Below are 24,787 nucleotides of genomic sequence, written 5' to 3' on the forward strand. Positions count from 1 at the left end.
AACGATGATGACGCACAACCCAGAAAAAGCCTCGGCATTCAGCCTGGTGATGCGGCTGGATAACGTCGGGGTAATCACCATTGATGTGCCTGGCGAAAAGATGAATACGCTGAAGGCGGAGTTTGCCGTTCAGATCCGGGAGGTGATCGCCCAGGCGCGCGCTAATTCGCACCTCGCGGGACTGGTGCTGATTTCCGGCAAACCGGACTCGTTTATTGCCGGTGCGGACATCTCGATGATCGACCGCTGCAAAACGGCGCAGGAAGCAGAAGCGCTGGCGCATGAAGGACAGAAGGTGATGGCCGAAATTGCCTCGCTTTCCGTGCCGGTAGTTGCTGCGATTCATGGCGCCTGCCTCGGCGGTGGGCTGGAGTTGGCACTGGCCTGCAATCAACGCGTGTGTTCGCTGGATGATAAAACCCGGCTCGGGCTGCCAGAAGTGCAGTTAGGTTTGCTGCCGGGCTCCGGCGGTACACAGCGACTGCCGCGACTGATTGGCGCATCGAGAGCGCTGGATCTGATCCTCACCGGCAAAACCCTGCGGGCAAAGCAGGCCGTCAAAATGGGGCTGGTGGAAGACGCCGTGCCGCAGGCTATTCTGTTGGAAACGGCGGTGAAGATGGCCCTTAACGGCCGTAAGCCGCGAAAAACCTTACCGCTGCGCGAGCGGCTGCTGAATGCTCCGGCAGGGCGCGCGTTGCTGTTTGCCATGGCGACCAGACAGACGGAAGCCAAAACCAAAGGCAATTACCCGGCCACCCGGAAAATATTGTCGGTGGTGAAAACCGGCCTGCTGAAGGGCAGTATTATCGGCTATGCCGCAGAAGCCAAAGCCTTTGGCGAGCTGGCGATGACGCCGGAATCACAGGCGTTACGGTCGATTTTCTTCGCCACCACCGAGATGAAAAAGGATCGCGGTGCGGATGCCAGCCCGCGTGAACTGAAAGCGATTGGCGTGCTGGGTGGCGGCTTAATGGGCGGCGGCATTGCCTATGTCACCGCAACGCGTGGCAAGTTGCCGGTGCGCATCAAAGACATTAAGCCGGAAGGCATTAATCATGCGATGAAATACAGCTGGGATTTGCTGAGCAAAAGCGTGCAGCGTCGGCATCTGCGCCCGGCAGAGCGCCAGCAACAAATGGCCCTGATTGGCGGCGGCACCGACTACCAGGGCTTCCATCATCGTGACGTGATCATTGAAGCGGTGTTCGAAGACCTGACGCTGAAGCAAATCATGGTGGCAGAGGTTGAAGCCAATACTTCGGGCCAGACGATTTTTGCCTCCAATACCTCCTCGCTGCCGATTGCTGATATTGCAGCTAACGCCAGCCGGCCGGAAAACGTCATCGGCCTGCACTATTTCAGCCCGGTAGACAAAATGCCGTTGGTCGAAGTGATCCCGCATACCACCACCTCGGCCGAAACCATCGCCACCGTGGTTTCGCTGGCGAAAAAGCAGGGCAAAACGCCGATTGTGGTGGCCGACCGGGCCGGATTTTATGTCAACCGCATCCTGGCGCCGTACATTATTGAAGCCATGCGCTGTTTGCTGGAAGGAGAGCCGATCGACAGCATCGATCGGGCGCTGGTGAAGTTCGGTTTCCCGGTCGGGCCAATCCAGTTACTGGATGAAGTGGGCATCGACGTCGGCACGCACATTATGCCGGTGCTGGAACAGGCCTGGGGCGAGCGCTTTAACACGCCGGACGCCTTTGCCGCGGTATTGAATGATGACCGTAAAGGGCGCAAGAATGGACGTGGCTTCTATCTCTACAACCGTAAAACCTTCAGCCGTAAAAAGTCGGTTGATGAGAGTATTTATAAACTGCTTACGCTGAACCCTAAAAGCCATCTCAGCGCCGATTCTGTCGCTGAGCGCTGTGTGATGATGATGCTGAACGAAGCCGCGAGAACCCTCGACGAAGGCGTGATTCATTCCGCCCGCGATGGCGATATTGGCGCGGTGTTTGGCATCGGTTTCCCGCCGTTCCTCGGCGGCCCGTTCCGCTATATGGATCGTCTTGGGGCGGCGGACGTGGTCAACACATTAGAGCGGCTGATGCAGTCACACGGCGAACGTTTTGCCCCGTGCGAGGCGCTGAAGCGACGGGCCGCCAGCGGCGAACGTTTTTACAAAACGGCGGAAAAATCGAATAGCCATGCCGATTCAGGGGGTTAGATTTTACCGCAAAACAGGGGCGCTTTAGCACTGTTCTGGAAAGCGCTCATTTAATAAACAATCGGTTGACTATACTCAAGGCATTAGGGTACAACACAGCGTTCATTCACTGAATGAAGAGTCGGGAAGCTGTGTTTTCCGGCGTTTACGTTTAACAACAGCGGTGCATTATGCAAGTTTTCATTATGCGTCACGGCGATGCGGCATTAGATGCGGCTAGTGATTCTGTACGACCTCTGACTCATTGCGGATGTGATGAATCACGCCAGATGGCGAAATGGCTTAATGGCCAGACAGTAGATATTGAACGTGTGTTAGTCAGCCCGTACCTGCGTGCTGAACAGACGCTGGCTACGGTGCGTGAAGCACTGATCCTGCCGGAGGGGCAGGAGGTCTTGCCTGAACTGACGCCTGGCGGCGATCCCGCGATGGTGGCTAGTTACCTGCAAGTGCTGGCGAAAGAAGGGGTGAAATCTGTATTAGTGATTTCCCACCTGCCGTTGGTGGGCTACCTGGTGTCTGAGCTCTGCCCGCAGGAATCGCCGCCGATGTTCGCGACCTCGGCCATTGCCCGTATCGACTACGATGCTGACAACGGCACCGGTAAGCTGGAGTGGCAGGTCAGTCCTTCCAAACTGGCGAAAGCGATGTGATGTTACAGGGCCAGGCGATCTGGCCCTGACGCCGTCTTAAGGTAATTCTGGCGGCATCCACTCTTCCACCTCAATCAGCACCAGCAGCGCGGCATCGCCGCCGAACAGCTTGGGCGCCTGATGAAATGCCATCACCATCGGATGCTGTGCCAGCCACAGCGGCGACTGCTGCTTCAATACATGCTTGCCGTGGCCGTGCATCACGCTGGCGCAAAAAATGTGCTCACGTCGGCACGCTGCAATCAACGCACCCAGCTCTTCCTTGGCCTGCCGTTGCGTAAGCCCATGCAAATCCAGAAAAATTTCCGGCGTGTAATCGCCACGCCTCAGCTTTTTCAGCTCGTAATGGCTGACATCACTGCGCACGTATCGCGTGGGGCCTTCCTCGGCCAGCAAAGGCTGGAATTCATCGGAAAAATAGTGACTGGCATCCATCTGCTCAGAAATCAGCTTTTTCTGCGGAACCACCGCGAGGTTTTTCTTCTGCGGTTTGTGGACAATGGTGTCCTGCGCCAGCTTTCGGGTGCCGGTCATTAATCCGCGAAACAACGCCTGATCTTCGGCGCTGAGGGGCTGTTTTTTACTCATCAGGTTCTCATTGTCCGGCTTAATAAGGCAAAACGGCGCGGAACGTCGTCTTCAGGAAATGCTGACAGTCTACCCTGAGTTGTGGCGGCAAAAAACAAATGTCAGCTTTTTCACACCGCCGCGCTGAATTATGGCCCGCTTCATGGCAAACTAGCTGCCGAGTTTTAGTAAGGCCTGTGGAGGGCACTTTGGACAAAATTTTCGTCGATGAGGCAGTCAGTGAGCTGCACACCATTCAGGATATGCTGCGCTGGACGGTAAGCCGTTTTTCCGCCGCCGAGCTCTGGTATGGTCACGGCACCGATAATCCCTGGGACGAAGCGGTTCAGCTGGTGTTGCCCACCTTGTATCTGCCGCTGGATATCCCGGAAGACATGCGCAGCGCACGGCTGACATCCAGCGAGCGTCATCGCATTGTCGAGCGCGTGATCCGCCGCATCAACGAACGTATTCCGGTCTCCTACCTGACCAACAAAGCCTGGTTCTGCGGACACGAGTTCTATGTCGATGAACGCGTGCTGGTGCCGCGTTCGCCCATCGGCGAGCTGATCAACGATCGCTTTGCGGCGCTGATCCCGGATGAGCCGAAATATATTCTGGATATGTGTACCGGCAGCGGCTGCATCGCGATTGCCTGTGCCTATGCCTTCCCGGACGCCGAAGTGGATGCGGTCGACATCTCCACTGACGCGCTGGCGGTGACCGAGCAGAATATTGAAGCGCATGGCCTGACCCACAGCGTCACGCCGATCCGCGCCGATCTGTTCCGCGAACTGCCAAAAACCCCTTACGACCTGATCGTCACCAATCCGCCGTACGTGGATGAAGACGACATGGACGATTTGCCAAACGAATACCGCCATGAGCCTGAACTGGGCCTGGCTGCCGGACGTGATGGTCTGAAGCTGGCGCGCCGTATCCTGGCTAACGCGCCAGATTACCTGAGCGAGCAGGGCGTGCTGATTTGTGAAGTGGGCAACAGCATGGTGCACATGATTGACCAGTACCCTGACGTGCCGTTTACCTGGCTGGAGTTTGCCAACGGCGGCGACGGCGTCTTTATGCTGACGCGTCAGCAGATCGTCGATGCGCAGCACCACTTTGGCATTTTCAAAGATTAATAAAGAACAATAAAAGAGGTCATCATGGCTGGTAACACTATTGGGCAACTGTTTCGCGTCACCACCTTCGGTGAGTCTCATGGACTGGCGCTGGGCTGTATTGTAGACGGCGTGCCGCCCGGCATTCCGCTGACCGAAGCCGATCTGCAGCACGATCTGGATCGCCGTCGTCCTGGTACGTCACGTTACACCACCCAACGTCGCGAACCGGATCAGGTCAAAATCCTCTCCGGCGTGTTTGAAGGTGTGACCACCGGCACCAGCATCGGGCTGTTGATTGAGAACACCGACCAGCGTTCTCAGGATTACAGTGAGATCAAAGACGTGTTCCGTCCCGGCCATGCTGACTACACCTACGAGCAGAAATATGGCCTGCGCGACTACCGTGGCGGTGGCCGTTCGTCGGCCCGTGAAACCGCGATGCGCGTTGCCGCTGGCGCCATTGCCAAAAAGTATCTGGCACTGAAGCACGGCATCAAAGTCCGCGGTTTCCTGGCGCAGATTGGCGATGTGGCCTGTGAGCTGAAGGACTGGGATCAGGTTGAACAGAACCCGTTCTTCTGCCCGGATCCCTCGAAGCTGGAGGCGCTGGATGAACTGATGCGCGGGCTAAAGAAAGCGGGTGACTCGATTGGTGCAAAAGTGTCGGTGATGGCCGAAAACGTCCCGGTTGGCCTTGGCGAACCGGTTTTCGATCGCCTGGATGCCGATCTGGCGCATGCGTTGATGAGCATCAATGCAGTGAAAGGCGTTGAGATTGGTGACGGCTTTGCCGTCGTCAACCAGCGCGGCAGCGAGCACCGTGACGAAATTCGTGCTGATGGCTTCCAGAGCAACCACGCCGGCGGCATTTTGGGCGGCATCAGCAGCGGTCAGCCGATTCTGGCGAACATCGCCATGAAGCCAACCTCGAGCATTACCGTGCCGGGCAAAACCATCAACCGCTTTGGTGAAGAAATCGAGATGATCACTAAAGGCCGCCACGATCCCTGCGTGGGGATCCGCGCGGTGCCGATCGCGGAAGCGATGATGGCGATCGTGTTGATGGATCACTTACTGCGTCAGCGCGCTCAGAACGCTGATGTGCACACGGACATTCCTCGCTGGTAACCGAATGAAAAAGACGCTGATGGCGCTTGGTGCGCTGCTGATAAGTGCTTCCTCGCTGGCGGCAACGCCCTGGCAATCGATCCGCCAACCGATTAGCGGCACGCCGCAGTCGATTGGCCAGTTTGCTAACGGCTGTATCGTTGGCGCAGAACAACTGCCGTTGGATGCGCCTGAATATCAGGTGATGCGCCAGGATCAGCGTCGCTACTTCGGCCATCCCGACCTGATCATGTTTATTCAGCGTCTGAGTACGCAGGTGCATAACCTGCAGCTCGGCGAAGTGTTGATTGGTGATATGGGCATGGCCGCCGGTGGGCGCTTCAGCAGCGGTCATGCCAGCCATCAGTCGGGACTGGATGTGGATATCTGGTTACAGCTGCCTAAATCGCGCTGGTCATCGGCGATGCTGTTAAAGCCTCAGCCACTGGATTTGGTGGCGGCGGACGGTAAAAACGTGGTCGCGCGCCACTGGCAGCCGGAAATCGACAGCCTGATTAAACTGGCGGCGAAAGATGATGATGTGACGCGCATCTTCGTCAATCCGGCAATTAAAAAGCAGCTGTGTGCCGATGCCGGTGCCGATCGGGACTGGTTACGCAAAGTGCGTCCATGGTTTGGACACCGCGCGCACATGCATGTGCGTTTGCGTTGCCCGGCGGGCAGCCTGCAGTGCCAGGATCAGCCCGCGCCGCCGGCCGGTGATGGCTGTGGTGCCGAGCTGCAAAGCTGGTTCCTGCCTGCCAAACCGGGCAGTGGTGCGCCAGTGAAGCGCGAGCCGCCGCCGTTACCGCCTTCCTGTCAGGCGTTACTGGATAAACATTTGCTTTAGGGATCGAAGATGGATTGGTTCGTCGTCAGCCCTCTGTTTGTTGGGCTGCTGTTCTTAGTCGCCATGCTGGCCGGATTTATCGATTCGATTGCCGGTGGCGGCGGGCTGTTGACCGTGCCGGCGCTGATGTCCGTGGGCCTCTCTCCCGCGCAGGCGATTGCCACCAATAAATTGCAGTCAGTCGGCGGCTCGTTCTCGGCGAGCCTCTATTTTGTCCGTCGTGGCGCGGTCAATCTGCGCGAGCAGCGGCTGAATATCGGCATGACGTTTCTGGGTGCAGTGACCGGCGCCATTCTGATCCAGCATTTGCAGGCCGAACTGCTGCGGCAGGTTCTGCCGATCCTGCTGATCGCTATCGGGCTGTACTTCCTGCTGCTGCCGAAAATTGGCGAAGAAGATCGCCAGCGTCGCCTGCACGGCTTGCCATTTGCGCTGGTGGCCGGTGGTTGCGTCGGCTTTTATGACGGCTTTTTTGGTCCCGGCGCGGGCTCTTTTTACGCGCTGGCTTTCGTCACCCTGTGCGGCTATAACCTCGCCAAATCCACGGCTCATGCCAAAGTGCTGAACTTCACCTCCAATTTTGGTGGCCTGCTGTTCTTTATGTTTGGCGGCAAAGTGGTGTGGGGAACCGGACTGGTGATGCTGGTGGGCGCCATCTGTGGTGCCCGGTTAGGTGCACGCATGGTGTTAAGCCGTGGGCAAACGTTGATCCGCCCGATGGTGGTGATCGTGTCTGCTGTGATGAGTGCAAAACTGCTTTACGACAGTCATGGCGCGGCGATTGCGGCCTGGTGTCACCATCTGTTGGGTTGAGAAAAGAAAGAATGAACGATAGCCACCACTACACGCAGCTGATTGAAATTTTTGACCGCTGCTTTTTTGCCGATTTTCAGACACGCCTGATTAAAGGCGATGACGAACCGATCTATCTTCCTGCTGATGACGACGTGAATTATCACCGCGTGGTGTTTGCTCACGGCTATTACGCCAGCGCGCTGCATGAAATCTCGCACTGGTGCATTGCCGGTGCTGAACGCCGCAAACAGGTTGATTTTGGCTACTGGTATTGCCCGGATGGCCGTGATGCCATGACGCAGAACCAATTCGAAACGGTAGAAGTGAAACCGCAATCGCTGGAGTGGATGTTTTGTGTTGCGGCAGGGTTTCCCTTCAATGTAAGTTGTGACAATCTCAACGGAGATTGTGAGCCGGATCGCATCGCGTTTCAGCGCAAAGTCCATGCTCAGGTCATGACGCATCTGGAACAGGGCCTTCCTGCTCGTCCAGCCCGATTGATTGCTGAACTCTGCTCGTATTACTCAACGCCCCCGCTGACGGCGGCACAGTTTCCCTGGCCAGAAGACCTGTGATCGTGGGGACAGGAACGAATAAGGAATTTTATGATCGATGAATTTGCGGCGCGTATTCTGGCCCTGATCGACGACATGGTGGAAAGCGCCAGTGACGACGAGCTGTTTGCCAGTGGTTATCTGCGTGGGCATCTGACGCTGGCCGTGGCTGAGATTGAACTCTCCGGCGAGCATACTCCTGAAGCATTACAGATTCAGGTGCAGAGAAGTCTGCAGAACGCCATCCAGGCCGGTGAACTTTCTCCGCGCGATCAGGCGCTGGTGATTGGCATGTGGGACAATCTGTTCCTGCAAGCGCGCAAACCTTCCTGAAAACCAGGCGGCCACCGTGCCGCCTAGCTTAATTCTCCTGTCAGAACGCCGTTTTAATCGCTTTCCCTTTCAGTAATTTCCTTACCCAGTAACGATTCGGATGCATCGCTGCCAGCGTGTCGGCATCCAGCGGGATCGGCTCGCCACAGAGTTCTGCCGCCAGCACTTCTGCGCCCAACGGACCGCTGCACAACCCGCGTGAACCTAACGCACCCAACACAAACAAGCCTTTATGCACCGGCGCTGCCTGTGCGGTCTCTTTATGCTGTGACAGATCGGCATACTGTTCCAGCGTTTGCTGATAATCGGGCAGGGGACCAAACATCGGCAAATGGTCGCGAGAGGCGCACCGCACGCCACTGCGGGATTCACCGGCGCTGACGTCGACTTCTTTCGGCCAGTCTGCCTGTGGCAGGCAGCGGATCAGCCTTTCGCGGTTTTCCTGCTGGTCCTCTTCACGGTAGTCGGTTGAGGTGTCCGCGCGATGATAGCTGGCACCAATGCAGTGATGCTGATTGTTCGGGTTTGCCGGCGTCAGGTAACCGTCATAACACAGCACCTGCTTTAGCGGGCTTAACCCAGGCGTGGTGGGAATATGGCTGACCTGGCCGCTAACGGCGTAAGCGGGCAGCATTTCGCTCTGGGCAAAGGACGCCAGGGTGTGGCCGGTGGCCAGCACCACGTTGCGGTGTGGCTTAGCAGGCTGGTCATGGAACTGTAACTGCCAGCCATCCGCCTCGGACCGCATTTCCGTTAGCGTATGCTGCCAGTGGATCTGCAATCCTTGCTGCATAGCCAGTTCAAACAGCGCCGGGGTCAGTTGCCCCGGAGAGAGCCAGCCGCCCAGCGGGTAGCTTATTCCGCCGCAGCCTGTTTCCACGCCACACAAGGCTTCCGCTTCAGCCTGCGATACTTCGCGGGCGATTTCTTCAGGCAAGCCCATGCTCAGCAGTTTGGCGATCTTCTCGCGGCTTTTTTCATCCCAACCCAGCTGCGTGACGCCGCACCAGTCGTGATCAAAGGCCACCGGCAGGCTGTCGTAAAGCCGGCGGGCAAAGGTGAACGCCAGTGGGAAGAAGGTGGCTAATGCCGGATCGTGCTGATTGAGCAGGGGATAGAGCGCGCCCTGACGATTCCCGGACGCGCCTTCGGCGGCCCTGGCATCCGCGCAGTATAGGGTGACCTTTTTGCCGCGACGTAACAGCGCCAGCGCCAGCAGCGCGCTGGCAATGCCGCCGCCAATAATGGCGATATCATCGCCTTCAGCAGCCGGACGTGCGTACCACGGCATGTTTGCCTGAGGGGACGTTAACGCGTCCATTGTACCGCAAAGCATTTCGCGTTTCGGGCCAAAGCCTTTGCTGCGAATAACGTTAAATCCCGCATCTCTCAGACCGCGACGAACAAAGCCCGCGGCGGTAAAGGTGGCAAAGGTGCCGCCATGGCGGGCCAGTTTCGCCATGCAGGCAAACAGTTCGGGCGTCCACATATCGGGATTTTTAGAGGGCGCGAAGCCATCCAGGAACCAGGCATCGACCTGATGCTGCAGGCTGTCATCAAAAGTGTGGATCAGCTGGTTAATATCGCCAAACCACAGATCCAGCGTGATGCGGCCGCCGTCCAACAGCAAGCGGTGACAGCCTGGCAACGCTTGCGGCCACTGTTGGCAAAGTTCCGCCGCGTAGTCGGCCAGTTCAGGCCAGACGGCCAGCGAACTGGCGAGATCTGTCACGTTTAAAGGATATTTCTCACTGCTGATGAAGTGTAAACGCTGTAATTTAGCCTCGGGATGCGTTTCCCGGAAGCGATCGAACGCCTGCCAAAGGGTCAAAAAGTTCAGACCAGTCCCAAAACCTGTCTCAGCAACGATAAATAAATCGCGCGAATGTTGAGCAAATCGATCGGGTATTTGGTTGCCACCGAGGAACACATGGCGGGTCTCTTCCAGACCATTTTCATTGGAGAAGTAGACGTCGCCAAACGCTCGGGATACAGGTGTACCCTGTTCATTCCAGCTTAATTCGGCATACTCGATCGGGGTCGTTTTCAAGGGGGAAGCTCGGTTATCAGGCGGTGCCGCGATTGTAACGGTGTGAGCTGGCCCACGCAAATTTACAAAAGTTAAGCGCTGATCGGACTTGTTCGGCGTACAACTGTAAGCTAAAGTGCCTGTCGAATCCTAATATAAGTAGTGAATGAGGTATTGAATGAAACGTGCAGTGATTACTGGCTTGGGTATCGTTTCCAGCATTGGTAATAACCAAGAGGAAGTTTTGGCATCTCTGCGTGAGGGTCGCTCAGGCATCACCTTCTCCCAGGAGCTGAAAGATTCCGGCATGCGTAGTCACGTCTGGGGTAACGTCAAACTGTCTAAAGACGAAATCTCAGCTCTCATCGATCGCAAAGTATTGCGTTTCATGAGCGATGCGTCCATTTATGCTTACATCTCCATGCTGGAAGCGGTGAAAGATTCCGGCCTGACCGCCGAGCAGTACCAGAACAACCCACGTGTGGGTCTGGTTGCCGGTTCCGGTGGCGGTTCCCCTTACAACCAGGCTGCCAGCGTTGATGGTATGCGTGCGAAAGGCCTGCGTGGCGTGGGTCCTTATATGGTGACCAAAGCCATGGCGTCCGGCGTTTCTGCCTGCCTGGCAACACCGTTCAAAATTCACGGTGTGAACTACTCCATCAGCTCCGCTTGTGCCACTTCCGCTCACTGTATCGGTAACGCGGTTGAGCAGATCCAGCTGGGCAAACAGGATGTGGTCTTTGCTGGCGGCGGCGAAGAGCTGTGCTGGGAAATGTCCTGTGAGTTCGACGCGATGGGCGCACTGTCCACCAAGTACAACGAAACCCCAGAAAAAGCCTCCCGTACTTACGATACCAGCCGTGACGGCTTCGTTATCGCTGGCGGCGGCGGTATGGTGGTGGTTGAAGAACTGGAACACGCGCTGGCTCGCGGTGCTCACATCTATGCAGAAGTGGTTGGCTACGGCGCGACTTCTGACGGTGCTGACATGGTTGCCCCATCAGGCGAAGGCGCAATGCGCTGTATGCGTCTGGCAATGGCCGATGTGGATACCCCAATCGACTACCTGAACACCCACGGTACCTCTACGCCAGTGGGCGATGTGAAGGAACTGGGCGCAATCTGTGAAGTGTTTAGCGAGAATATGCCTGCCATGTCCGCGACCAAAGCAATGACGGGCCACTCTCTGGGTGCCGCCGGCGTGCAGGAAGCCATTTACTCTCTGCTGATGCTGGAACACGGCTTTATCGCGCCAAGCATCAACATTGATGAGCTGGACCCCGCGGCGAAAGGTCTGAACATCGTGACCAAGCCAACCGAGCAGAAGCTGAAGACCGTTATGTCTAACAGCTTTGGCTTCGGCGGGACTAACGCCACCCTGGTGATGCGTAAGCTCGACTAAGTTTCAGGGGGCGAAATGTCGCCCCCTGTCTTTCCCTTCAGCGTTCTCTCTGTTCCATCGGCCGCAATCGCTTCGGCAAGCCGGCAACCACCAAATCGTAAGATTCCTCTACCAGCTGCCGTACCAGGCCTTCACTAATTTGTTCGCCGGGATAAATCGAGATCCAGTGACGTTTATTCATATGGTAAGCCGCATGAATGCTGTCGTAGATCGCCCGTTGTAACAGTGCGTTTTCGGGATCGCACTTCAGATTCACAATCCGCTCGCCGCGAACCTGTGCCAGTAAGGCAAACATCTTGCCGCGCACCTTAAATACCTCATATTCCGGGCCAAACGGGTAGCAAAGCTCGGCTGAAGGCAGGGTACGTGCGACGTCAGCCGCCAGTTGCTGAATCTCTTTTCCGTCCATTGTATGGCTCCATCGCGGGGATTTCTGTCCGGAAGGCTAGCATAACCGCACCCTCCGGCTCACCCCGATTTTATTCTTGCTCCCGCAGCACCTTGCCGACATTTCCCGCAGGATGAACCGCCAGCAGCGTTTCCCGACTGTAGCCACTTTGCGTCATTAACACCGCTATCATCGCGTCAAACACCGCCAGCACGCTGATTATCGAGGTGGTGGCCAGCATATTTAGCGGATCAATTTCCTGAGTTTCAGGCATCAGCAACAGTCGGTCTGCCGCCTGCGCAATAGCTGAACCTGCGTTTTCAGTGACGCTTACCAGCGTGCAGCCTTTACTTTTTACCGTCGGCAATAAGCGGGTTAACTCATCGGAATTGCCGCCGCGCGACAGCATAATCAGCACGTCGCTGGCGCGCAGAAAACCGATATCACCGTGCGCCGCATCGGCAGCGCTGAGCCAGGTGGCGGGGCGCTCTACGCAGGAAAGCATATGGGCGATCTTTCTGGCGGCAATGCCCGAAGTACCTATGCCGGTGACCGCAATTTTCCCCTCGCAGCGTGCCAGCGTGTTGAGTACCGCCAGCCACTGCTGACGGTCGAGTTGGCTTTCCAGCGTGGTTAGCGCATCGCGATAGGTCTGCCAGCCACAGGTGGCCTGTGACCAGGCGTCGATGTGCTCCATCAGGCCTCCTGCATCATCTGGCGATACTTCATATGGTCGTGATACATCTCGCGGAACACCTGGTATTTGCGATCGTAGTAATGTTTGATCTCATTGGTTTGCGGCGTGACGGTTTTGCCGATGCGGCTCATGGCATTCATCGCTTCCGGCAGGGATTCATACACCCCGGCGGCCACGGTGCCCATCATCGCGCTGCCCAACAGCATCGCTTCACTCTCTTCCGGTAGCAGCATCGCACAGCCGGTGGCGTTAGCATGTTCCTGCACGAAGATCGGATTTTTGGTGCCGCCGCCGCTGGCCATAATGGTATCGATGCTGTAGCCGGTCTGGTTCATGGTTTCGATGATATGGCGGGCTCCCAGCGCAATCGCCTGAATGGTCGCCAGATAGTGCAGCGCCATATCTTCCGGCGTGCGCGAGAGTTTGAGGCCGGTGAGGATGCCGGTCAGATTCGGGTTCGCGCGCGGTGAGCGGTTACCGTGAAAATAGGGCAGCATATGGATATCGCGGGTCAGAAAGGCAATCTTTTCGGGCTCGCCGGCCATTTTGCGCAGCAGGTCGTTAAGGACTTCATAGATGGTTTTGCCCTGAGCCTTTCCCTGATCGCGCAGCGTGGCATAGCAGGGGTGAGACTGGATCATATGGTCAATCAGCGCGCCGGTGGCCGACTGGCCGCCTTCGTTCAGCCATAAGTCGGGCAGAATGGCGGAGAAGTAGGGGCCCCAGACGCCTTTAATAAAGCGCGGCTCTTTCGAAATGGCCATATGGCCGGTGGAGGTGCCGCCTATCAGCGCGATGCGCCGGTCAAAGTCAGCATGTTCCCCGGACGCGCCCGCCGCACCCAGCGTGCCGAGGCTGCCCGCATGGGCATCAATGATCGATACGCTCACCGCCGTGCCGGGCAGCAGGCCCATTTCGCTGGCGGCTCGCTGCGTCAGGCCGTGCCCCAACGGTTCACCCATGGTTTTTACATCGCGGCCAATTTTCGCCGCGTCATGCTCGAGCAAATCTTCCAGCCCAATCTGGCGGAAATAGCTCTCATCCCAGCGGTTCTCATGGCCCATATAAGTCCATTTGCACACCAGCGAGCACAACGAACGCGTTTCATCCTGGGTGGCCCGCCAGGTGAGGAAGTCGGGCAGGTCAAATAAATGGCCGATATTCTGCCAGCTGTTGGGCATATGCTGTTTCAGCCACAGCAGCTTTGGCGTCTGCATTTCGGGTGAGATCACCCCACCAACATAGTCCAGCACCCGGTGCTGGGTGGCGTTGATGCGCTCGGCCTGCGAAATGGCGCGGTGATCCATCCACACGATAATATTCTGCTCGCTGCGGCCCGACGGACTGACCGTCAGCGGTTTGCCTTCTTTATCCAGCACCACCAGTGAACAGGTGGCATCAAAGCCGATGCCTTTAATCTGTACCGGATTGATGTTGCTTTGATTGACGGCATCGCGCACCGCCTGGCACACCGCCTGCCAGATATTGTCTGACGACTGCTCGACAAAATCGGCCTGCGGGCGAAACAGCGCAATTTCCCGGCTGGCCTGGCCCATCATCCGGCCCTTAAGGTCGAAAATTCCCGCACGTGCGCTGCCGGTCCCTACATCCACACCCAGATAATAACTTGTCATTGTTAGCCTCGACCGTCAGGTTCTGCGATTCTGTAACGCAATAAACAGGATAAGCACACCGCCCCAGAGCGCCATCGTCAGATAGCTGCTCACGCCCAGCAGATTGAGCCCGCTTTCCAGCATTTGTAAGACGATCAGCGCCAGCACCATGCCAATCACCCGGCCAAACCCGCCGTCGGGATTCACCCCACCCAGCACCGAGGCCAGAATGGTCACCAGCAGCCAGGACTCGCCGTAGCCTGCCTTCGCCGAGTTGAACATCGACATCATCAGCAGCGCCGCGCCCCAGCTCAGCAGGGCAGAGAAGATATACACCGTGATTTGCACCCGCGCGGTGTTGATGCCGCTGAAGCGGGTGGCCTGTTCGTTAGATCCCAGCAGATAAATGCTGCGGCCCAGCGTGGTCTGCTCCAGCAGAACCCATAGCGCAAAGGCCACCAGCAGGAACAGCAGCAGGGCAAAAGGCACGCCAAACACCTCGCCATTGCCGAGGAACTGAATCAGCGGTGGGAAGCCGGAAATCACCGCGCCGTTGGAGAGCAGGATATTCAACCCGGCGATCAGCGTCATGGTGCCGAGCGTGGCGAGTATCGGCGACACCCCAATCACCGCGATCAGCAGACCATTCAGCGTGCCGATCAGCACCGCCAGCAGCGCACCGGCGATGAGCGCCAGCATCAGAAACAGCGGCTGGCCCGGATGGGCAACGATGATCGCGCCCATCAGCAGGGAACAGGCGTTGGCGCTGGCGATAATCGACAGGTTGATGCCGCCGGTCAGCATGGTCAGCCCCATGCCCAGCGCCAGTAAGCCTAAAACGGGCAGCTGGGTGGCAATCGACTGAAAGTTGCCCGCGCTGAAGAACCGTCCACCCAGCGTCAGCGAGAACAGCGCCAGCACAATGACAATCATCAGCAGCTGCAGGCGAATAATCCGGTCGCCCGGAAGGATTTTGATTATGGCGTTCATTTCACATCCCCTTCGCCAGTTTGCGTTTTTCATTCCACGCGGTGGCGCTGATGCTGACCAGAATAATCAGCCCGCTAAACACCATATGCCAGTAAGAGGAGACGGCGAGCAGCGTCAGGCCATTTTGCAGGAAGGCCAACAGCAGCACCCCCAGCAGCGTGCCGAATAAGGAGCCGCGGCCGCCGGTCATGCTGGTGCCGCCGAGAACCACGGCGGCCAGCACCGTGAGTTCATAGCCGACCAGCGAATTGGGCGCGACTGACTGGGTGGTCTGCGCCTGAACGATGGCGGCAACACCGGCCAGCAGTCCCATATAGCCGTAGACGTAAAAGTGCAGCGTCAGCAGGTTCATGCCCAGCCGGGAAGCGGATTCGCGGTTGCCGCCCATCGCATAAATCTGCCGTCCCAGCCGGGTATAGCGCATCAGCACGCCGGTCAGCACAAACACCGCCAGCAGGCATAAAAGCGGCAGCGTCAGCCCGTATTCATAGCCATCGGCGGCCGTGAAAGAGAACCAGTTGATGCCGTTCATAAACCACTCGGGGAAACCGTACAGCCAGGTGCCATCGGTAAACCACACCAGCAGGCCATAGAACAGGTTGAGCGTGGCAATAGTGATGATGATCGCCGGAACGCGTAAGAAGTAGACCAGCGCGCCATTGATCAGCCCCAGCAGCAGCCCGCACCCCATGGCAATCGCGAAGATCGTCACGAAGTTGCCGCCGTGCGCCAGCAGGGTACTGGCCATTGCGTACTGCGCAATCGCGGTCATGGCCGGGAAGGAAATGTCGATCCCGCCGGCGATCAGCACCACAAACAGGCCGCAGGCCAGAATACCGAGGATGGCATAGCTGGTGGCGACATCGGTCAGGTTACCGAGCGTTAAAAACTCGCTGGAGCGCAGGCTGAGGCCCGCAGCCAGCAGCAGGATCAGCATCCCCAGCCAGAACTCATGGTGGCCGATCAGATGTCGTAATTTGTTATTCATTGACCACCCCGGCAATCTCGTCTTCCTGGCACTGGTGCGGCGCAAAACTGGCGACCAGTTCGCCTTTCCGCATCACCAGTACGCGATGGCTGTTGTAATACGCTTCCGGGATCTCATCGCAAATCATCAACACGGCCATGCCGGATTCGGCAAGATCGCGGGCAATCCGGTAGATCCCTTCTTTATTGGCGATATCGACGCCGACGGTGGGCGAGTCAAGGATCAGCACTTTCGGATGGGTCGCCACCCATTTGGCGATGGCCACGCGCTGCGCATTGCCGCCGGACAGGGTTTGCACCGGCAGCTGGCTGTCCGACACCTTGATATTCAGTTCGCGGATCAGGGTGGCGACCTGATGACGGGCCTTTTTCTGGTCCATCAGCCCGGCACGGTTATGCAGCCGGTTAAAAATCGGCACCAGCATGTTGTCGAAAATAGATTGCTGCATCACCAGCCCCTGGGTTTGCCGATCTTCGGAAACATAGGCAATACCGTGGCGGATCGCATCCCGGTTGCTGCGCAGGCTGACCGGCTGGCCCTCAACGCAGATTTCACCACTGTCTGGCTGGGTCATGCCAAACAGGGACAGGCACAGCTCGGTGCGTCCGGCCCCGAGCAGGCCAACAATTGAGGTAATCTCACCCCGGCGCAGGCTCAGATTGATCGACTGATACTGGCCTTTGCGCGACAGGTTGCGCACTTCCAGCAGGGGCGTTTCGCTTTTATCGGCCCGTTCAGGCAGATGGCTGAAGGCAAAGCGTTGCCCGGTCATCAGGAACGCCAGTTCGTCGCTGTTCAGCTCGCTGGCCGGGAAGGTTCCCACCAGTTTGCCGTCGCGCATCACGCTGATGCGGTCCGCCACTTCCATGACTTCATCCAGCTTATGGCTGACAAACACTACGCAGATCCCGGCGGCTTTCAGCTCGTTGACCACCCGCAGCAGGCCATTGACTTCATGCCGGGTCAGGGAAGCGGTGGGCTCATCCATGATCACCAGACTGGCATCCGCGGCCAGCGCGCGACAGATAGCCACTAACTGGCGATCGGCAATCGACAGCTTTTCGACTTTGCGGTCCGGATCCAGCGTCACACCAATGCGTTGCAGGGTATCGACCGCCAGTTTGCGCATTGCCGCTCTTTTTACCCAGAAGCCACCGCCGGGCAGATAGCGATGCACGGCGATATTCTCTGCCACCGTCAGATTGGGAAACAGCGACAGATCCTGATAAATCACCTGCACGCCGTAAAAGGCCGACAGGGAAGGGCTGAGATGGTTGAACAGCTTGCCATTGATGCCAATGTGCGAGCCTTTATCGGGCTGATACACCCCGGAAATCACTTTAATCAGCGTGCTTTTCCCGCAGCCGTTTTGTCCGGCCAGGCAGTGGACTTCGCCCTTATTCAGCGTCAGGCTGATGTTATCCAGCGCCTGAACGCCAGGAAAGGATTTGCTGATATGGTCGAGAGAGAGAAAGGTTTGCGACATAGAATTTACTCACCGTAGGGACTGTAGCCGCAGGCGGCCCGCTTGCCGGTCACCGATGTGACCGGCCGGGCCCAGCCATCAGAATCCGAGCGTTTTGGCGTTATCTTTGGTCACTTCCAGAATGCGGTTGAAGCGGATCACATGGGTTTTCATATCCACATCGGCTTTACCGAGGCCATCGATAGTCAGGTCAGGCGTGACCTGTTTGCCATCCAGAATCTGGTCGGCCAGACTCACCAGCGCAAAGCCGGCATCTTTCGGGTCCCACAGCAGCGCTTTTTTGATGTCGCCAGACGCCAGGTACGGCGCGGCCTGCGCTGGCATCGCGATACCCACTACGGCAATTTTGTTTTTCGCCCGTTTGCTTTTCACCGCCTGACCGGCACCAATCGGGCCGAGCGAGCCAAAGCCGATGATCCCTTTCAGGTCAGGGTAGGTGCGCATCAGATCGAGGGTGGTGGCGTAGGATTTATCAATACTCTCCGCCACAGGCAGGCGGGAAGTGACTTCATGCATATCCGGGTATTTCTGTTTCTGGTATTTGATGGCGGCGTCAGCCCAGGCGTTATGCAGTGGCACGGTCAGCGATCCGACATAAATCGCGTAACCGCCTTTGCCGCCCATCGCACTGGCCAGCTCATCCATGTTCTTTTCGGCATATTTCTGGCTGTCGATGGTTTCCACATCCCACTGACCAATCGGCTGATCCGGGGATTCATGGGTCAACACCACGATGCCCTGATCGCGGGCCTTCTTCAGCACCGGCTCCAGCACCTTGGCATCGTTTGGCACCACGATAATGGCATCGACTTTTTTGGCGATCAGATCTTCAATCACCTTCACCTGCTGCGCCGGATCGGGCGTTGAACCGCCGACCTGATAGGCATTGACGTCAAGCTTGGTGGCGGCTTCTTTCACGCCCACTTCCATGCGGGTAAACCAGGGAATGCCGGTGACTTTCGCCACCACAGCGATATCATGTTTTTCAGCTGAGAAGGAGGGTGTTGTAAACAGCATGCAGGCAGAAACCACACATGCATTGAGTAATGCGACGTTGAATTTCATAGCAATACCTTATTGTAGGGCGCGGACTCTCCGCTTTCGTTACCCGCCAGGCGCGAGCTTATAGTGGTCAGATATGGCGTTAGCCACCGGAGCAAGATAGCAAGCAATTTTCAGGACTCTGGCAGCCAGCTGAGTGAAGTGTGATCGCTGACTTTTTTAGTTAAAATTTAGCGTAAATATAGTTAAATAATTGTTATTTAATTATAAATATTGGATTTATACGCCAAAATAATGTTTTTATTTTGTTAAATTTAGATGATTTGATATCTTTTCATTAACAATTTGCTGGCAAGGCTAACGGTCTGATTCAAAAATGGCCAACTGTTGACGCCCGTGCGCATTTGATATGCAGGAAGTGTGAGTTTTTTCGCAGTTGAAGGGCAAACAAGCCCAAGATTGGCCCAATTTCCCGGTAATTTCCGACGTAATTCGCTTACAGTCGTCCCGTTTACAAACGTTGACGGTTGGCGGACTTTCCTCCACACTTTCCACTCAAGATTACTCCCCTCAACGTCGCCACGATGTTGCGTAAGCGTCTAACGTCAAACAACGCGCCCCTGGCATTGCTCCGGCAATGGCACTTTTGGGCGCGTCTGAACCGGCGAACCCTTACGTAAAACAAGGACAACCATGTCGACAACACTTTCTGAACGCTCAGCTAAGCCAACCACCTCGCTGGCGAGCATCTCTTTTGCCGTGTTCCTCACCTATCTGACTGCCGGCCTCGCCTTGCCGGTGATCCCGCTGTTCGTGCATCAGGAGCTGGGACTGAATAACGTGATGGTCGGGGTCGCGGTCGGTATTCAGTTTTTTGCGACCTTACTGACGCGCGGCTATGCCGGCAGGCTGGCGGATCAGCGCGGTGCCAAACGCTCGGTGTTACAGGGCATGCTCGCCTGTACGCTGGTCGGACTGGCGTATGTGCTGGCGGCGGTGCTGCCGTTGCCGGTGATGGGTAAGTTTGCGCTGCTGGTGGTAGGGCGTTTACTGCTGGGCTTTGGAGAAAGCCAGCTGCTGACCGGCAACCTGACCTGGGGAATGGGGCTGGTTGGCCCGAAACGTTCCGGCCAGGTGATGTCGTGGAATGGCATGGCCATCTATGGCGCGCTGGCGGCGGGCGCCCCGTTGGGCCTGATGCTGCATGACAAATGGGGCTTTATGGCGATGGGCATTGCCACCATGATCCTGCCCGTTGTCGCGCTGCTGTTTAACGTTTGGGTCAAGCCGGTGCCCACCCACGGCGGCGAGCGTCCTTCGTTGTGGACGGTGGTGGGGCAGATCCTTTCTCCAGGTTTTGGGCTGGCGTTGCAGGGCGTGGGCTTTGCGGTGATCGGCACCTTCACCTCGCTCTATTTCGCCAGCCAGCAGTGGGGGAATGCCGGTTTTGCCCTGACCGCATTTGGCCTTTCGTTTGTGCTGGTGCGCATTCTGTTTGGCTGGATGCCGGACCGCCTTGGCGGTTTGAAAGTGGCGCTGATTTCACTGACGGTGGAAGCGGTTGGCCTGATGGTGCTGGGCTTATCCACCTCGGCGTGGATGGCGTTGCTGGGTGCGGCGCTGACCGGTAGCGGCTGTTCGCTGGTGTTCCCTTCACTGGGCGTGGAGGTGGTTAAGCGCGTTGCGCCACAGGTGCGCGGTACGGCGCTGGGAGGATTCTCAGCCTTTCAGGATATCGCCTACGGTGCCAGCGGCCCGTTAACCGGTCTGCTGGCCACCTCGCTGGGCTACGGCTCGGTGTATCTGGCCGGCGCCGTCTGCGCCCTGTTGGGTATCGCCGTGACGCTGAATTTTGCCCGCAATCAATAACGCAGCTTCGCCAGCTTCTCTACCGCCTGAATAATCTCTGCCCGTTGCAGGGCAGAGAAGCCTAATATCCATCCTTCCTGCTGCGCGTTTGCGGAATATAACGGCGACAGGCGCGGCAGGATTATCCCCCGTTGCAACGCTTCCTCAGTCAATCGCGCTTCTCCACCTTTCGGCAGCGTCACCGCCAGCTGCAGCCCGCTGCTGTGGCTTAGCGGCACCAGGTTATCGCCCAGCTTGCTGGCTAATTGCTCCAGTAATAATGCTCTGCGGCTGGCGTAGAGCTTGCGCATCAGCCGCAGGTGCGCCTGAAAATGGCCGTTATTGATAAAATCGGCGGTGACGGCCTGCATCAGTTGGGCACTGTGACCGTCCATCACGCTGCGCAGCTTAGACAGCGGATCAACCAGCGAAGGCGGCACCACCAGATACGCCAGCCGCAGTGAAGGGAACAGCACTTTAGAGAAGGTGCCGAGATACAGCACCCGATTGCTGTCATCCAGCCCTTGTAGCGCGGGCATCGGCTGATCCTGGTAATAAAATTCACTGTCGTAATCGTCTTCCAGCAACCAGCAGCCTTCGCGGCGGGCCAAAGCCAGCCACTGCAGGCGGCGCTGGAGCGTCATCGCCACGCCGGTGGGATACTGATGGGAAGGGGTCAGATACACCAGCCTGGCGGCTTTTTTATCGGGTATCGTTGCTCCTTCTTCATCCAGCGGCATCGGGATGACGTTGGCGCCGGCGCTGATAAAAGCATTGCGGGCACCGCTGTAGCCGGGCTCCTCAAGCCAGACGGTATCACCCGCATCGCACAATAGCAGCGCCAGCATTTGCAGCGCCTGCTGGGAGCTGGTGAGGATCATCACCTGCTCCGGTTCGCAGCGCACGCCGCGTGACTGTGCAAGGTAGCGGGCCACCGCGTGCTGCAGCAGCGGCAAACCCTGCGGATGACCATAGCGCATCATCTCTTCCGGCGCGTGCCGCAGGCGCTGACCCACCAGCCTGCGCCAGATGGCATGAGGAAAGGCGTGCAGGTCAGGGGAACCGGCGGCAAACGCCTGCGGAAACAGCGGATCCTGGCAACCGCCGGTGGCCACGATGCGGTTGCCACGGGCGGAAAGCGTGGCCGCCATCGGCTCAGGCGGTTTTTTGCGTGGCGGATGGTCTGCCAGACTCACCGACACGAAGGTGCCTTTTCCAATCTGGCGTTGCAGATAGCCTTCACTTTCAAGCTGCGCGTAAGCCGCCTCAACCGTAATTCTGGACAGCGCCAAATCACTCGCCAGCAGGCGGGAGGAAGGCAGGCGCTCGCCACTGGTCAACATGCCGCTGCGGATCAGCTGGCGCAAGGTGCTGCAGAGCTTTTCCCGTTTGGTCTGGGCCTGTAGCGAGTCAAACAGCTGAATAATGGCAACCGTGGCGTGCGGCATAATGGTCTTATCCTCTCCTCTGAATGGGTACTATCGCTAAGGCCCATTCATCGTATCATCAGCGTTCACCCAATGCTCAGGAGTTAGCATGTCTCAATCAGCCGTTTTACAGTTTCCGCCACCTTCAGCAGCGACAAGCGAGGCGTGGCTCAGGGATAAGCTGGCGTATTACGCCGATGCCTGGGATGTGGCGCAGGATTTAGCGCGCGGTATCAGCGACATTGTGGTGCTGGATACGCGCTCTGCTGAGCAATATCAGGCCGGACATATCTGCGGTGCAGTCAGCTTTCCACACCGCACGATGACGGCGGAAACCTTGTCACAGCTGAACAGCGACAACGTGTACGTCACCTATTGTGATGGCATTGGCTGTAACGGATCGACCAAGGGGGCCTGGAAGCTGGCGGCGGCGGGATTTCGGGTGAAAGAGTTAATCGGCGGGCTGGATTTCTGGCGGCGTGACCGGCATCCGGTCACGCAGGGAGAAGCCGCAGGCGAATGGCCTGTGCAGACAACGCCTGAGGATTGCGGCTGCTAAGGCTTAGAGGAAAATCCACATCAGGAAAACAATCAGCACCAGCACCGCAAAGGCGGTGAAGACCGGACGATTGACCAGCGGCTGCAGCACGGGCGGCAGGTTGCCAGACAGCGGAGCGACAATCGGCTGAGGGTTGATTTCGCTGTCCGGCAGCAGCTGCTCGCGCAGGCGTTCCGCACGACGGGCAAACAGCAGGTTCATCAGATCCTGCGCCTGCGAGGTGGTCAGCACCGCCAGCGGTGGCTGCTGGAAACGTTGCTGGCTGGCATCTTCCAGCAGGCGTTGCTCGGCATGGTCCGGCGGCACTTTTAGCGAGGCTAACAGCATCGGTAAGGTCGGGGCCGGATGCTGGCTCAGCGTCTGGCTGGCCTGCAGGTATTGCGTCAGCAGCGGATAAAGGCGTGACGGGATGGGATCGCCGCTGTGCAAATTCACCATCTTCATCGCCGACGCCCACAGCTTGACCGGCTGTTCGCCGGTGGCGGCAGCCAGGCGGGAAATCTGCTGATTGAGGGTGTGATGCTCTGCCGGAAGCAGGGTGCGATCGGACACGCGACTCTGCTGCGGTTGAGGAATGGCCATCTGGCCGTTCTGCAACATGGTCAGCACCTGGCGCAGCTGGTCCGGGTTCAGCGAGCTGAGCACCGTGTGGCCAAACTGCTGGCGGATAAAGTCACTGACCGCCTGGCGGTTATTTCCCTGCGGCAGCAGATCGGTCAACTGCTGGAACAGCTGGCGGGTCGCATGGGTGTTCTGTACCTGCGACAGGCGCGTATTGAGAAACTGCTCCGCTGCCGGAAAATGGCGCGACAGCAAACCCGCATCGTTTTTCACTCCCACTTCGTGGCGCATTCCGGCCCACAGTTCAGGCGACTTCAGCGAACTCAGCGACATGATTTTGACGATCAGCCTTTCCAGCGTGGTGCGCTGTGCGGGTGATAAGGGTTGATCTCCCGGGCCTGGGCGGGTGGTGCCAGGTTTGGCATCGACCGTCGTCCGGTCGCCGGGGATCGGCGCACCGGGGCCGCTAAGAGGTTGCATGACAAAATCCTTCACTGAAAGGTCAACATCCGGGGCACGCCGGAGAAAGTATGATTGGCTATGATAACAATCCCGCCCGGTGATAGGTAGTGGCGAGGGCATGGCAGCGGGAAATAATTTATCGGCACAAGAGAAAGAAAAGGCCGGAAATCTCCGGCCTTAATGATTCACTCAGCGACGGTCAGGTTTCGGGGGATTACCCGCTCATTCAGCCCTGGGCAAAACGGGGTCGACCGTTGCGGTTTTCTTCACCCGTAACGGGGTGCGAAGACGCTGTGCCAGGATCACGCCCAGCAGGGTGATGCCACCGCCGATATAGTGATAGCTGTGCAGCTGCTCATGCAGGAACAGCACGGCGATAATGGCGGTAAAAATCGGCGCCAGATTCATAAAGATGGTCGCGGTGTTGGCACCCATCCGCATCACGCCGTGGATCCACAGGAACGGGGCGAGGATTGAGGCGAACAGACCGGCAAACAGCACCAGCGGAATGTTGTGCAGGTTAAGCGAAACGTCCTTCGCCATCAGGAAGTTCGGTAACAGCATCAGCACGCCAAACACAATCTGCACATACAAACTCTGCCAGTTAGGCAGTGGGATTGCCCAGCGTTTGGTCAGCACGCCATACAGCGCATAGGATGTTGAGGCGGCGAACATCATCAGTTCGCCCTGGCCCATGCCGTGCGACAGCAGCTGTTGCGGATGCCCCTGGCTGACCAACCACACCAGACCGCCAAACGACAGCAGGCTGCCGATAACGATGCCCACCGTCGGTGCCACCCGCAGCAGCACAATGCTGATTAACACCGTTAACAGCGGGATCAGCGCATTGAGGATGCCCATAAACAGCGCGGTCACGCTATGCGCGGCGTAATAGGCCAGGCTCTGATACAGCACCATGCCCAGCAGGCCGAGGACCAACAGTTTCCACCACACCTTGAGGATCTGCTGACGGTTACGCCAGACGGAAGGCAGCACAAAGGGCGTCAGGGTCAGCAACGCCAGCAGCCAGCGATAGAAGGAGATCGCCGCAGGATCGATCGCGCCAGCCGACACTTTGCTGACGATGGCGTTCACTGACCAGATCAGCACGGCCAGCAGGGGAAACAGAAAATTCATCGATAAAACCAGGTTGGGAAGCCAGAGGAAACAGTG

The 24,787-nt window shown here is 57.6% G+C and carries 23 protein-coding genes; 11 read left to right on the forward strand and 12 right to left on the reverse strand.

From position 1 onward, the window contains the following. The first annotated feature begins 4 nt into the window (after positions 1-4). Both fadJ and sixA read left to right on the forward strand, forming a co-directional pair. On the forward strand, positions 5-2,179 hold the full coding sequence (fadJ, locus tag ACXKZG_RS06680; protein ID WP_488876235.1) for a fatty acid oxidation complex subunit alpha FadJ: 2,175 nt from the start codon (positions 5-7) through the stop codon (positions 2,177-2,179). A 170-nt stretch (positions 2,180-2,349) separates the two neighbouring features. Next, positions 2,350-2,832 carry a phosphohistidine phosphatase SixA gene (gene sixA / locus ACXKZG_RS06685; protein WP_013203153.1) on the forward strand — a complete coding sequence of 161 codons (483 nt, stop codon included), beginning with the start codon at positions 2,350-2,352 and terminating at the stop codon, positions 2,830-2,832. Positions 2,833-2,868: 36 nt separating this feature from the next. On the opposite strand, the gene smrB is transcribed toward sixA, so the two are convergent. Further along, the gene (gene smrB, locus ACXKZG_RS06690; protein WP_013203152.1) at positions 2,869-3,420 is read right to left on the reverse strand and encodes an endonuclease SmrB; all 552 of its coding nucleotides are present in this window, start codon (positions 3,418-3,420) and stop codon (positions 2,869-2,871) included. Between the two features lie 188 nt (positions 3,421-3,608). On the opposite strand from smrB, the gene prmB reads away from it, so the two are divergent. The 6 genes from prmB to ACXKZG_RS06720 are packed head-to-tail and all read left to right on the forward strand — an operon-like array spanning position 3,609 to position 8,162. Continuing rightward, positions 3,609-4,541 carry a 50S ribosomal protein L3 N(5)-glutamine methyltransferase gene (prmB, locus tag ACXKZG_RS06695; RefSeq protein WP_013203150.1) on the forward strand — a complete coding sequence of 311 codons (933 nt, stop codon included), beginning with the start codon at positions 3,609-3,611 and terminating at the stop codon, positions 4,539-4,541. Positions 4,542-4,565: 24 nt separating this feature from the next. Further along, on the forward strand, positions 4,566-5,651 hold the full coding sequence (aroC, locus tag ACXKZG_RS06700) for a chorismate synthase (RefSeq protein ID WP_151036854.1): 1,086 nt from the start codon (positions 4,566-4,568) through the stop codon (positions 5,649-5,651). Between the two features lie 4 nt (positions 5,652-5,655). Next, on the forward strand, positions 5,656-6,480 hold the full coding sequence (gene mepA / locus ACXKZG_RS06705) for a penicillin-insensitive murein endopeptidase (RefSeq protein ID WP_346566479.1): 825 nt from the start codon (positions 5,656-5,658) through the stop codon (positions 6,478-6,480). Between the two features lie 9 nt (positions 6,481-6,489). After that, positions 6,490-7,293, forward strand: coding sequence for a sulfite exporter TauE/SafE family protein (locus ACXKZG_RS06710; protein ID WP_488875877.1), 804 nt, complete (start codon positions 6,490-6,492; stop codon positions 7,291-7,293). An 11-nt stretch (positions 7,294-7,304) separates the two neighbouring features. Next, on the forward strand, positions 7,305-7,850 hold the full coding sequence (locus ACXKZG_RS06715) for an elongation factor P hydroxylase (RefSeq protein ID WP_013203146.1): 546 nt from the start codon (positions 7,305-7,307) through the stop codon (positions 7,848-7,850). Positions 7,851-7,880: 30 nt separating this feature from the next. After that, entirely contained in the window at positions 7,881-8,162 is a 282-nt protein-coding gene (locus ACXKZG_RS06720) for a YfcL family protein (RefSeq protein ID WP_488875878.1), read from the forward strand. A 40-nt stretch (positions 8,163-8,202) separates the two neighbouring features. Here the strand turns inward: ACXKZG_RS06720 and mnmC are convergent, their stop codons facing one another. After that, on the reverse strand, positions 8,203-10,212 hold the full coding sequence (gene mnmC / locus ACXKZG_RS06725) for a bifunctional tRNA (5-methylaminomethyl-2-thiouridine)(34)-methyltransferase MnmC2/FAD-dependent 5-carboxymethylaminomethyl-2-thiouridine(34) oxidoreductase MnmC1 (RefSeq protein WP_488875879.1): 2,010 nt from the start codon (positions 10,210-10,212) through the stop codon (positions 8,203-8,205). A 157-nt stretch (positions 10,213-10,369) separates the two neighbouring features. Between mnmC and fabB the strand changes: the two genes are divergently transcribed. Then, a complete protein-coding gene (gene fabB / locus ACXKZG_RS06730) occupies positions 10,370-11,593 on the forward strand; it encodes a beta-ketoacyl-ACP synthase I (RefSeq protein WP_013203143.1) in 1,224 nt (407 codons plus the stop codon). Between the two features lie 37 nt (positions 11,594-11,630). Here the strand turns inward: fabB and ACXKZG_RS06735 are convergent, their stop codons facing one another. The 7 genes from ACXKZG_RS06735 to ACXKZG_RS06765 form a co-directional block, all read right to left on the reverse strand. Beyond that, on the reverse strand, positions 11,631-12,002 hold the full coding sequence (locus ACXKZG_RS06735) for an MmcQ/YjbR family DNA-binding protein (RefSeq protein ID WP_013203142.1): 372 nt from the start codon (positions 12,000-12,002) through the stop codon (positions 11,631-11,633). A gap of 70 nt (positions 12,003-12,072) precedes the next feature. Further along, on the reverse strand, positions 12,073-12,678 hold the full coding sequence (locus ACXKZG_RS06740; protein ID WP_346566483.1) for an SIS domain-containing protein: 606 nt from the start codon (positions 12,676-12,678) through the stop codon (positions 12,073-12,075). Beyond that, positions 12,678-14,312, reverse strand: a complete 1,635-nt coding sequence (locus ACXKZG_RS06745; protein ID WP_053144343.1) for an FGGY-family carbohydrate kinase — start codon at positions 14,310-14,312, stop codon at positions 12,678-12,680. The genes ACXKZG_RS06740 and ACXKZG_RS06745 overlap by 1 nt, the downstream gene beginning before the upstream one ends. Before the next feature lie 15 nt (positions 14,313-14,327). Beyond that, on the reverse strand, positions 14,328-15,281 hold the full coding sequence (locus ACXKZG_RS06750; protein WP_488875880.1) for an ABC transporter permease: 954 nt from the start codon (positions 15,279-15,281) through the stop codon (positions 14,328-14,330). Between the two features lies 1 nt (position 15,282). Continuing rightward, entirely contained in the window at positions 15,283-16,269 is a 987-nt protein-coding gene (locus tag ACXKZG_RS06755; protein WP_013203138.1) for an ABC transporter permease, read from the reverse strand. After that, positions 16,262-17,755: a sugar ABC transporter ATP-binding protein gene (locus ACXKZG_RS06760; RefSeq protein WP_013203137.1), complete on the reverse strand. Its 1,494-nt coding sequence runs from the start codon at positions 17,753-17,755 to the stop codon at positions 16,262-16,264. The genes ACXKZG_RS06755 and ACXKZG_RS06760 overlap by 8 nt, the downstream gene beginning before the upstream one ends. 78 nt (positions 17,756-17,833) lie before the next feature. After that, the gene (locus ACXKZG_RS06765; RefSeq protein ID WP_013203136.1) at positions 17,834-18,820 is read right to left on the reverse strand and encodes an autoinducer 2 ABC transporter substrate-binding protein; all 987 of its coding nucleotides are present in this window, start codon (positions 18,818-18,820) and stop codon (positions 17,834-17,836) included. Positions 18,821-19,450: 630 nt separating this feature from the next. Between ACXKZG_RS06765 and ACXKZG_RS06770 the strand changes: the two genes are divergently transcribed. Beyond that, positions 19,451-20,626 carry an MFS transporter gene (locus ACXKZG_RS06770; protein WP_488875881.1) on the forward strand — a complete coding sequence of 392 codons (1,176 nt, stop codon included), beginning with the start codon at positions 19,451-19,453 and terminating at the stop codon, positions 20,624-20,626. Here the strand turns inward: ACXKZG_RS06770 and pdxR are convergent. Continuing rightward, on the reverse strand, positions 20,620-22,053 hold the full coding sequence (gene pdxR / locus ACXKZG_RS06775; protein ID WP_488875882.1) for a MocR-like pyridoxine biosynthesis transcription factor PdxR: 1,434 nt from the start codon (positions 22,051-22,053) through the stop codon (positions 20,620-20,622). The genes ACXKZG_RS06770 and pdxR overlap by 7 nt on opposite strands. A gap of 88 nt (positions 22,054-22,141) precedes the next feature. Here pdxR and ACXKZG_RS06780 point away from each other — a divergent pair, with 88 nt between their 5' ends. Further along, positions 22,142-22,591, forward strand: a complete 450-nt coding sequence (locus tag ACXKZG_RS06780; protein WP_488875883.1) for a rhodanese-like domain-containing protein — start codon at positions 22,142-22,144, stop codon at positions 22,589-22,591. 3 nt (positions 22,592-22,594) lie between these two features. On the opposite strand, the gene flk is transcribed toward ACXKZG_RS06780, so the two are convergent. Both flk and ACXKZG_RS06790 read right to left on the reverse strand, forming a co-directional pair. Next, on the reverse strand, positions 22,595-23,632 hold the full coding sequence (flk, locus tag ACXKZG_RS06785) for a flagella biosynthesis regulator Flk (protein WP_013203132.1): 1,038 nt from the start codon (positions 23,630-23,632) through the stop codon (positions 22,595-22,597). Between the two features lie 204 nt (positions 23,633-23,836). Further along, positions 23,837-24,751, reverse strand: a complete 915-nt coding sequence (locus ACXKZG_RS06790; RefSeq protein WP_346566490.1) for a DMT family transporter — start codon at positions 24,749-24,751, stop codon at positions 23,837-23,839. Between the last annotated feature and the right edge of the window lie 36 nt (positions 24,752-24,787).

Source organism: Erwinia sp. 2186 (assembly GCF_057812255.1).

Excerpts from the sequence above, each read along its gene's own strand:
- fadJ (WP_488876235.1), top strand. The coding sequence starts at position 5 with ATGATGACGCACAACCCAGAAAAAGCCTCGGCATTCAGCCTGGTGATG.
- sixA (WP_013203153.1), top strand. The coding sequence starts at position 2,350 with ATGCAAGTTTTCATTATGCGTCACGGCGATGCGGCATTAGATGCGGCT.
- smrB (WP_013203152.1), bottom strand. The coding sequence starts at position 3,420 with ATGAGTAAAAAACAGCCCCTCAGCGCCGAAGATCAGGCGTTGTTTCGC.
- aroC (WP_151036854.1), top strand. The coding sequence starts at position 4,566 with ATGGCTGGTAACACTATTGGGCAACTGTTTCGCGTCACCACCTTCGGT.
- mepA (WP_346566479.1), top strand. The coding sequence starts at position 5,656 with ATGAAAAAGACGCTGATGGCGCTTGGTGCGCTGCTGATAAGTGCTTCC.
- ACXKZG_RS06710 (WP_488875877.1), top strand. The coding sequence starts at position 6,490 with ATGGATTGGTTCGTCGTCAGCCCTCTGTTTGTTGGGCTGCTGTTCTTA.
- ACXKZG_RS06715 (WP_013203146.1), top strand. The coding sequence starts at position 7,305 with ATGAACGATAGCCACCACTACACGCAGCTGATTGAAATTTTTGACCGC.
- ACXKZG_RS06720 (WP_488875878.1), top strand. The coding sequence starts at position 7,881 with ATGATCGATGAATTTGCGGCGCGTATTCTGGCCCTGATCGACGACATG.
- fabB (WP_013203143.1), top strand. The coding sequence starts at position 10,370 with ATGAAACGTGCAGTGATTACTGGCTTGGGTATCGTTTCCAGCATTGGT.
- ACXKZG_RS06735 (WP_013203142.1), bottom strand. The coding sequence starts at position 12,002 with ATGGACGGAAAAGAGATTCAGCAACTGGCGGCTGACGTCGCACGTACC.
- ACXKZG_RS06740 (WP_346566483.1), bottom strand. The coding sequence starts at position 12,678 with ATGGAGCACATCGACGCCTGGTCACAGGCCACCTGTGGCTGGCAGACC.
- ACXKZG_RS06745 (WP_053144343.1), bottom strand. The coding sequence starts at position 14,312 with ATGACAAGTTATTATCTGGGTGTGGATGTAGGGACCGGCAGCGCACGT.
- ACXKZG_RS06750 (WP_488875880.1), bottom strand. The coding sequence starts at position 15,281 with ATGAACGCCATAATCAAAATCCTTCCGGGCGACCGGATTATTCGCCTG.
- ACXKZG_RS06755 (WP_013203138.1), bottom strand. The coding sequence starts at position 16,269 with ATGAATAACAAATTACGACATCTGATCGGCCACCATGAGTTCTGGCTG.
- ACXKZG_RS06760 (WP_013203137.1), bottom strand. The coding sequence starts at position 17,755 with ATGTCGCAAACCTTTCTCTCTCTCGACCATATCAGCAAATCCTTTCCT.
- ACXKZG_RS06765 (WP_013203136.1), bottom strand. The coding sequence starts at position 18,820 with ATGAAATTCAACGTCGCATTACTCAATGCATGTGTGGTTTCTGCCTGC.
- ACXKZG_RS06770 (WP_488875881.1), top strand. The coding sequence starts at position 19,451 with ATGTCGACAACACTTTCTGAACGCTCAGCTAAGCCAACCACCTCGCTG.
- pdxR (WP_488875882.1), bottom strand. The coding sequence starts at position 22,053 with ATGCCGCACGCCACGGTTGCCATTATTCAGCTGTTTGACTCGCTACAG.
- ACXKZG_RS06780 (WP_488875883.1), top strand. The coding sequence starts at position 22,142 with ATGTCTCAATCAGCCGTTTTACAGTTTCCGCCACCTTCAGCAGCGACA.
- flk (WP_013203132.1), bottom strand. The coding sequence starts at position 23,632 with ATGCAACCTCTTAGCGGCCCCGGTGCGCCGATCCCCGGCGACCGGACG.
- ACXKZG_RS06790 (WP_346566490.1), bottom strand. The coding sequence starts at position 24,751 with ATGAATTTTCTGTTTCCCCTGCTGGCCGTGCTGATCTGGTCAGTGAAC.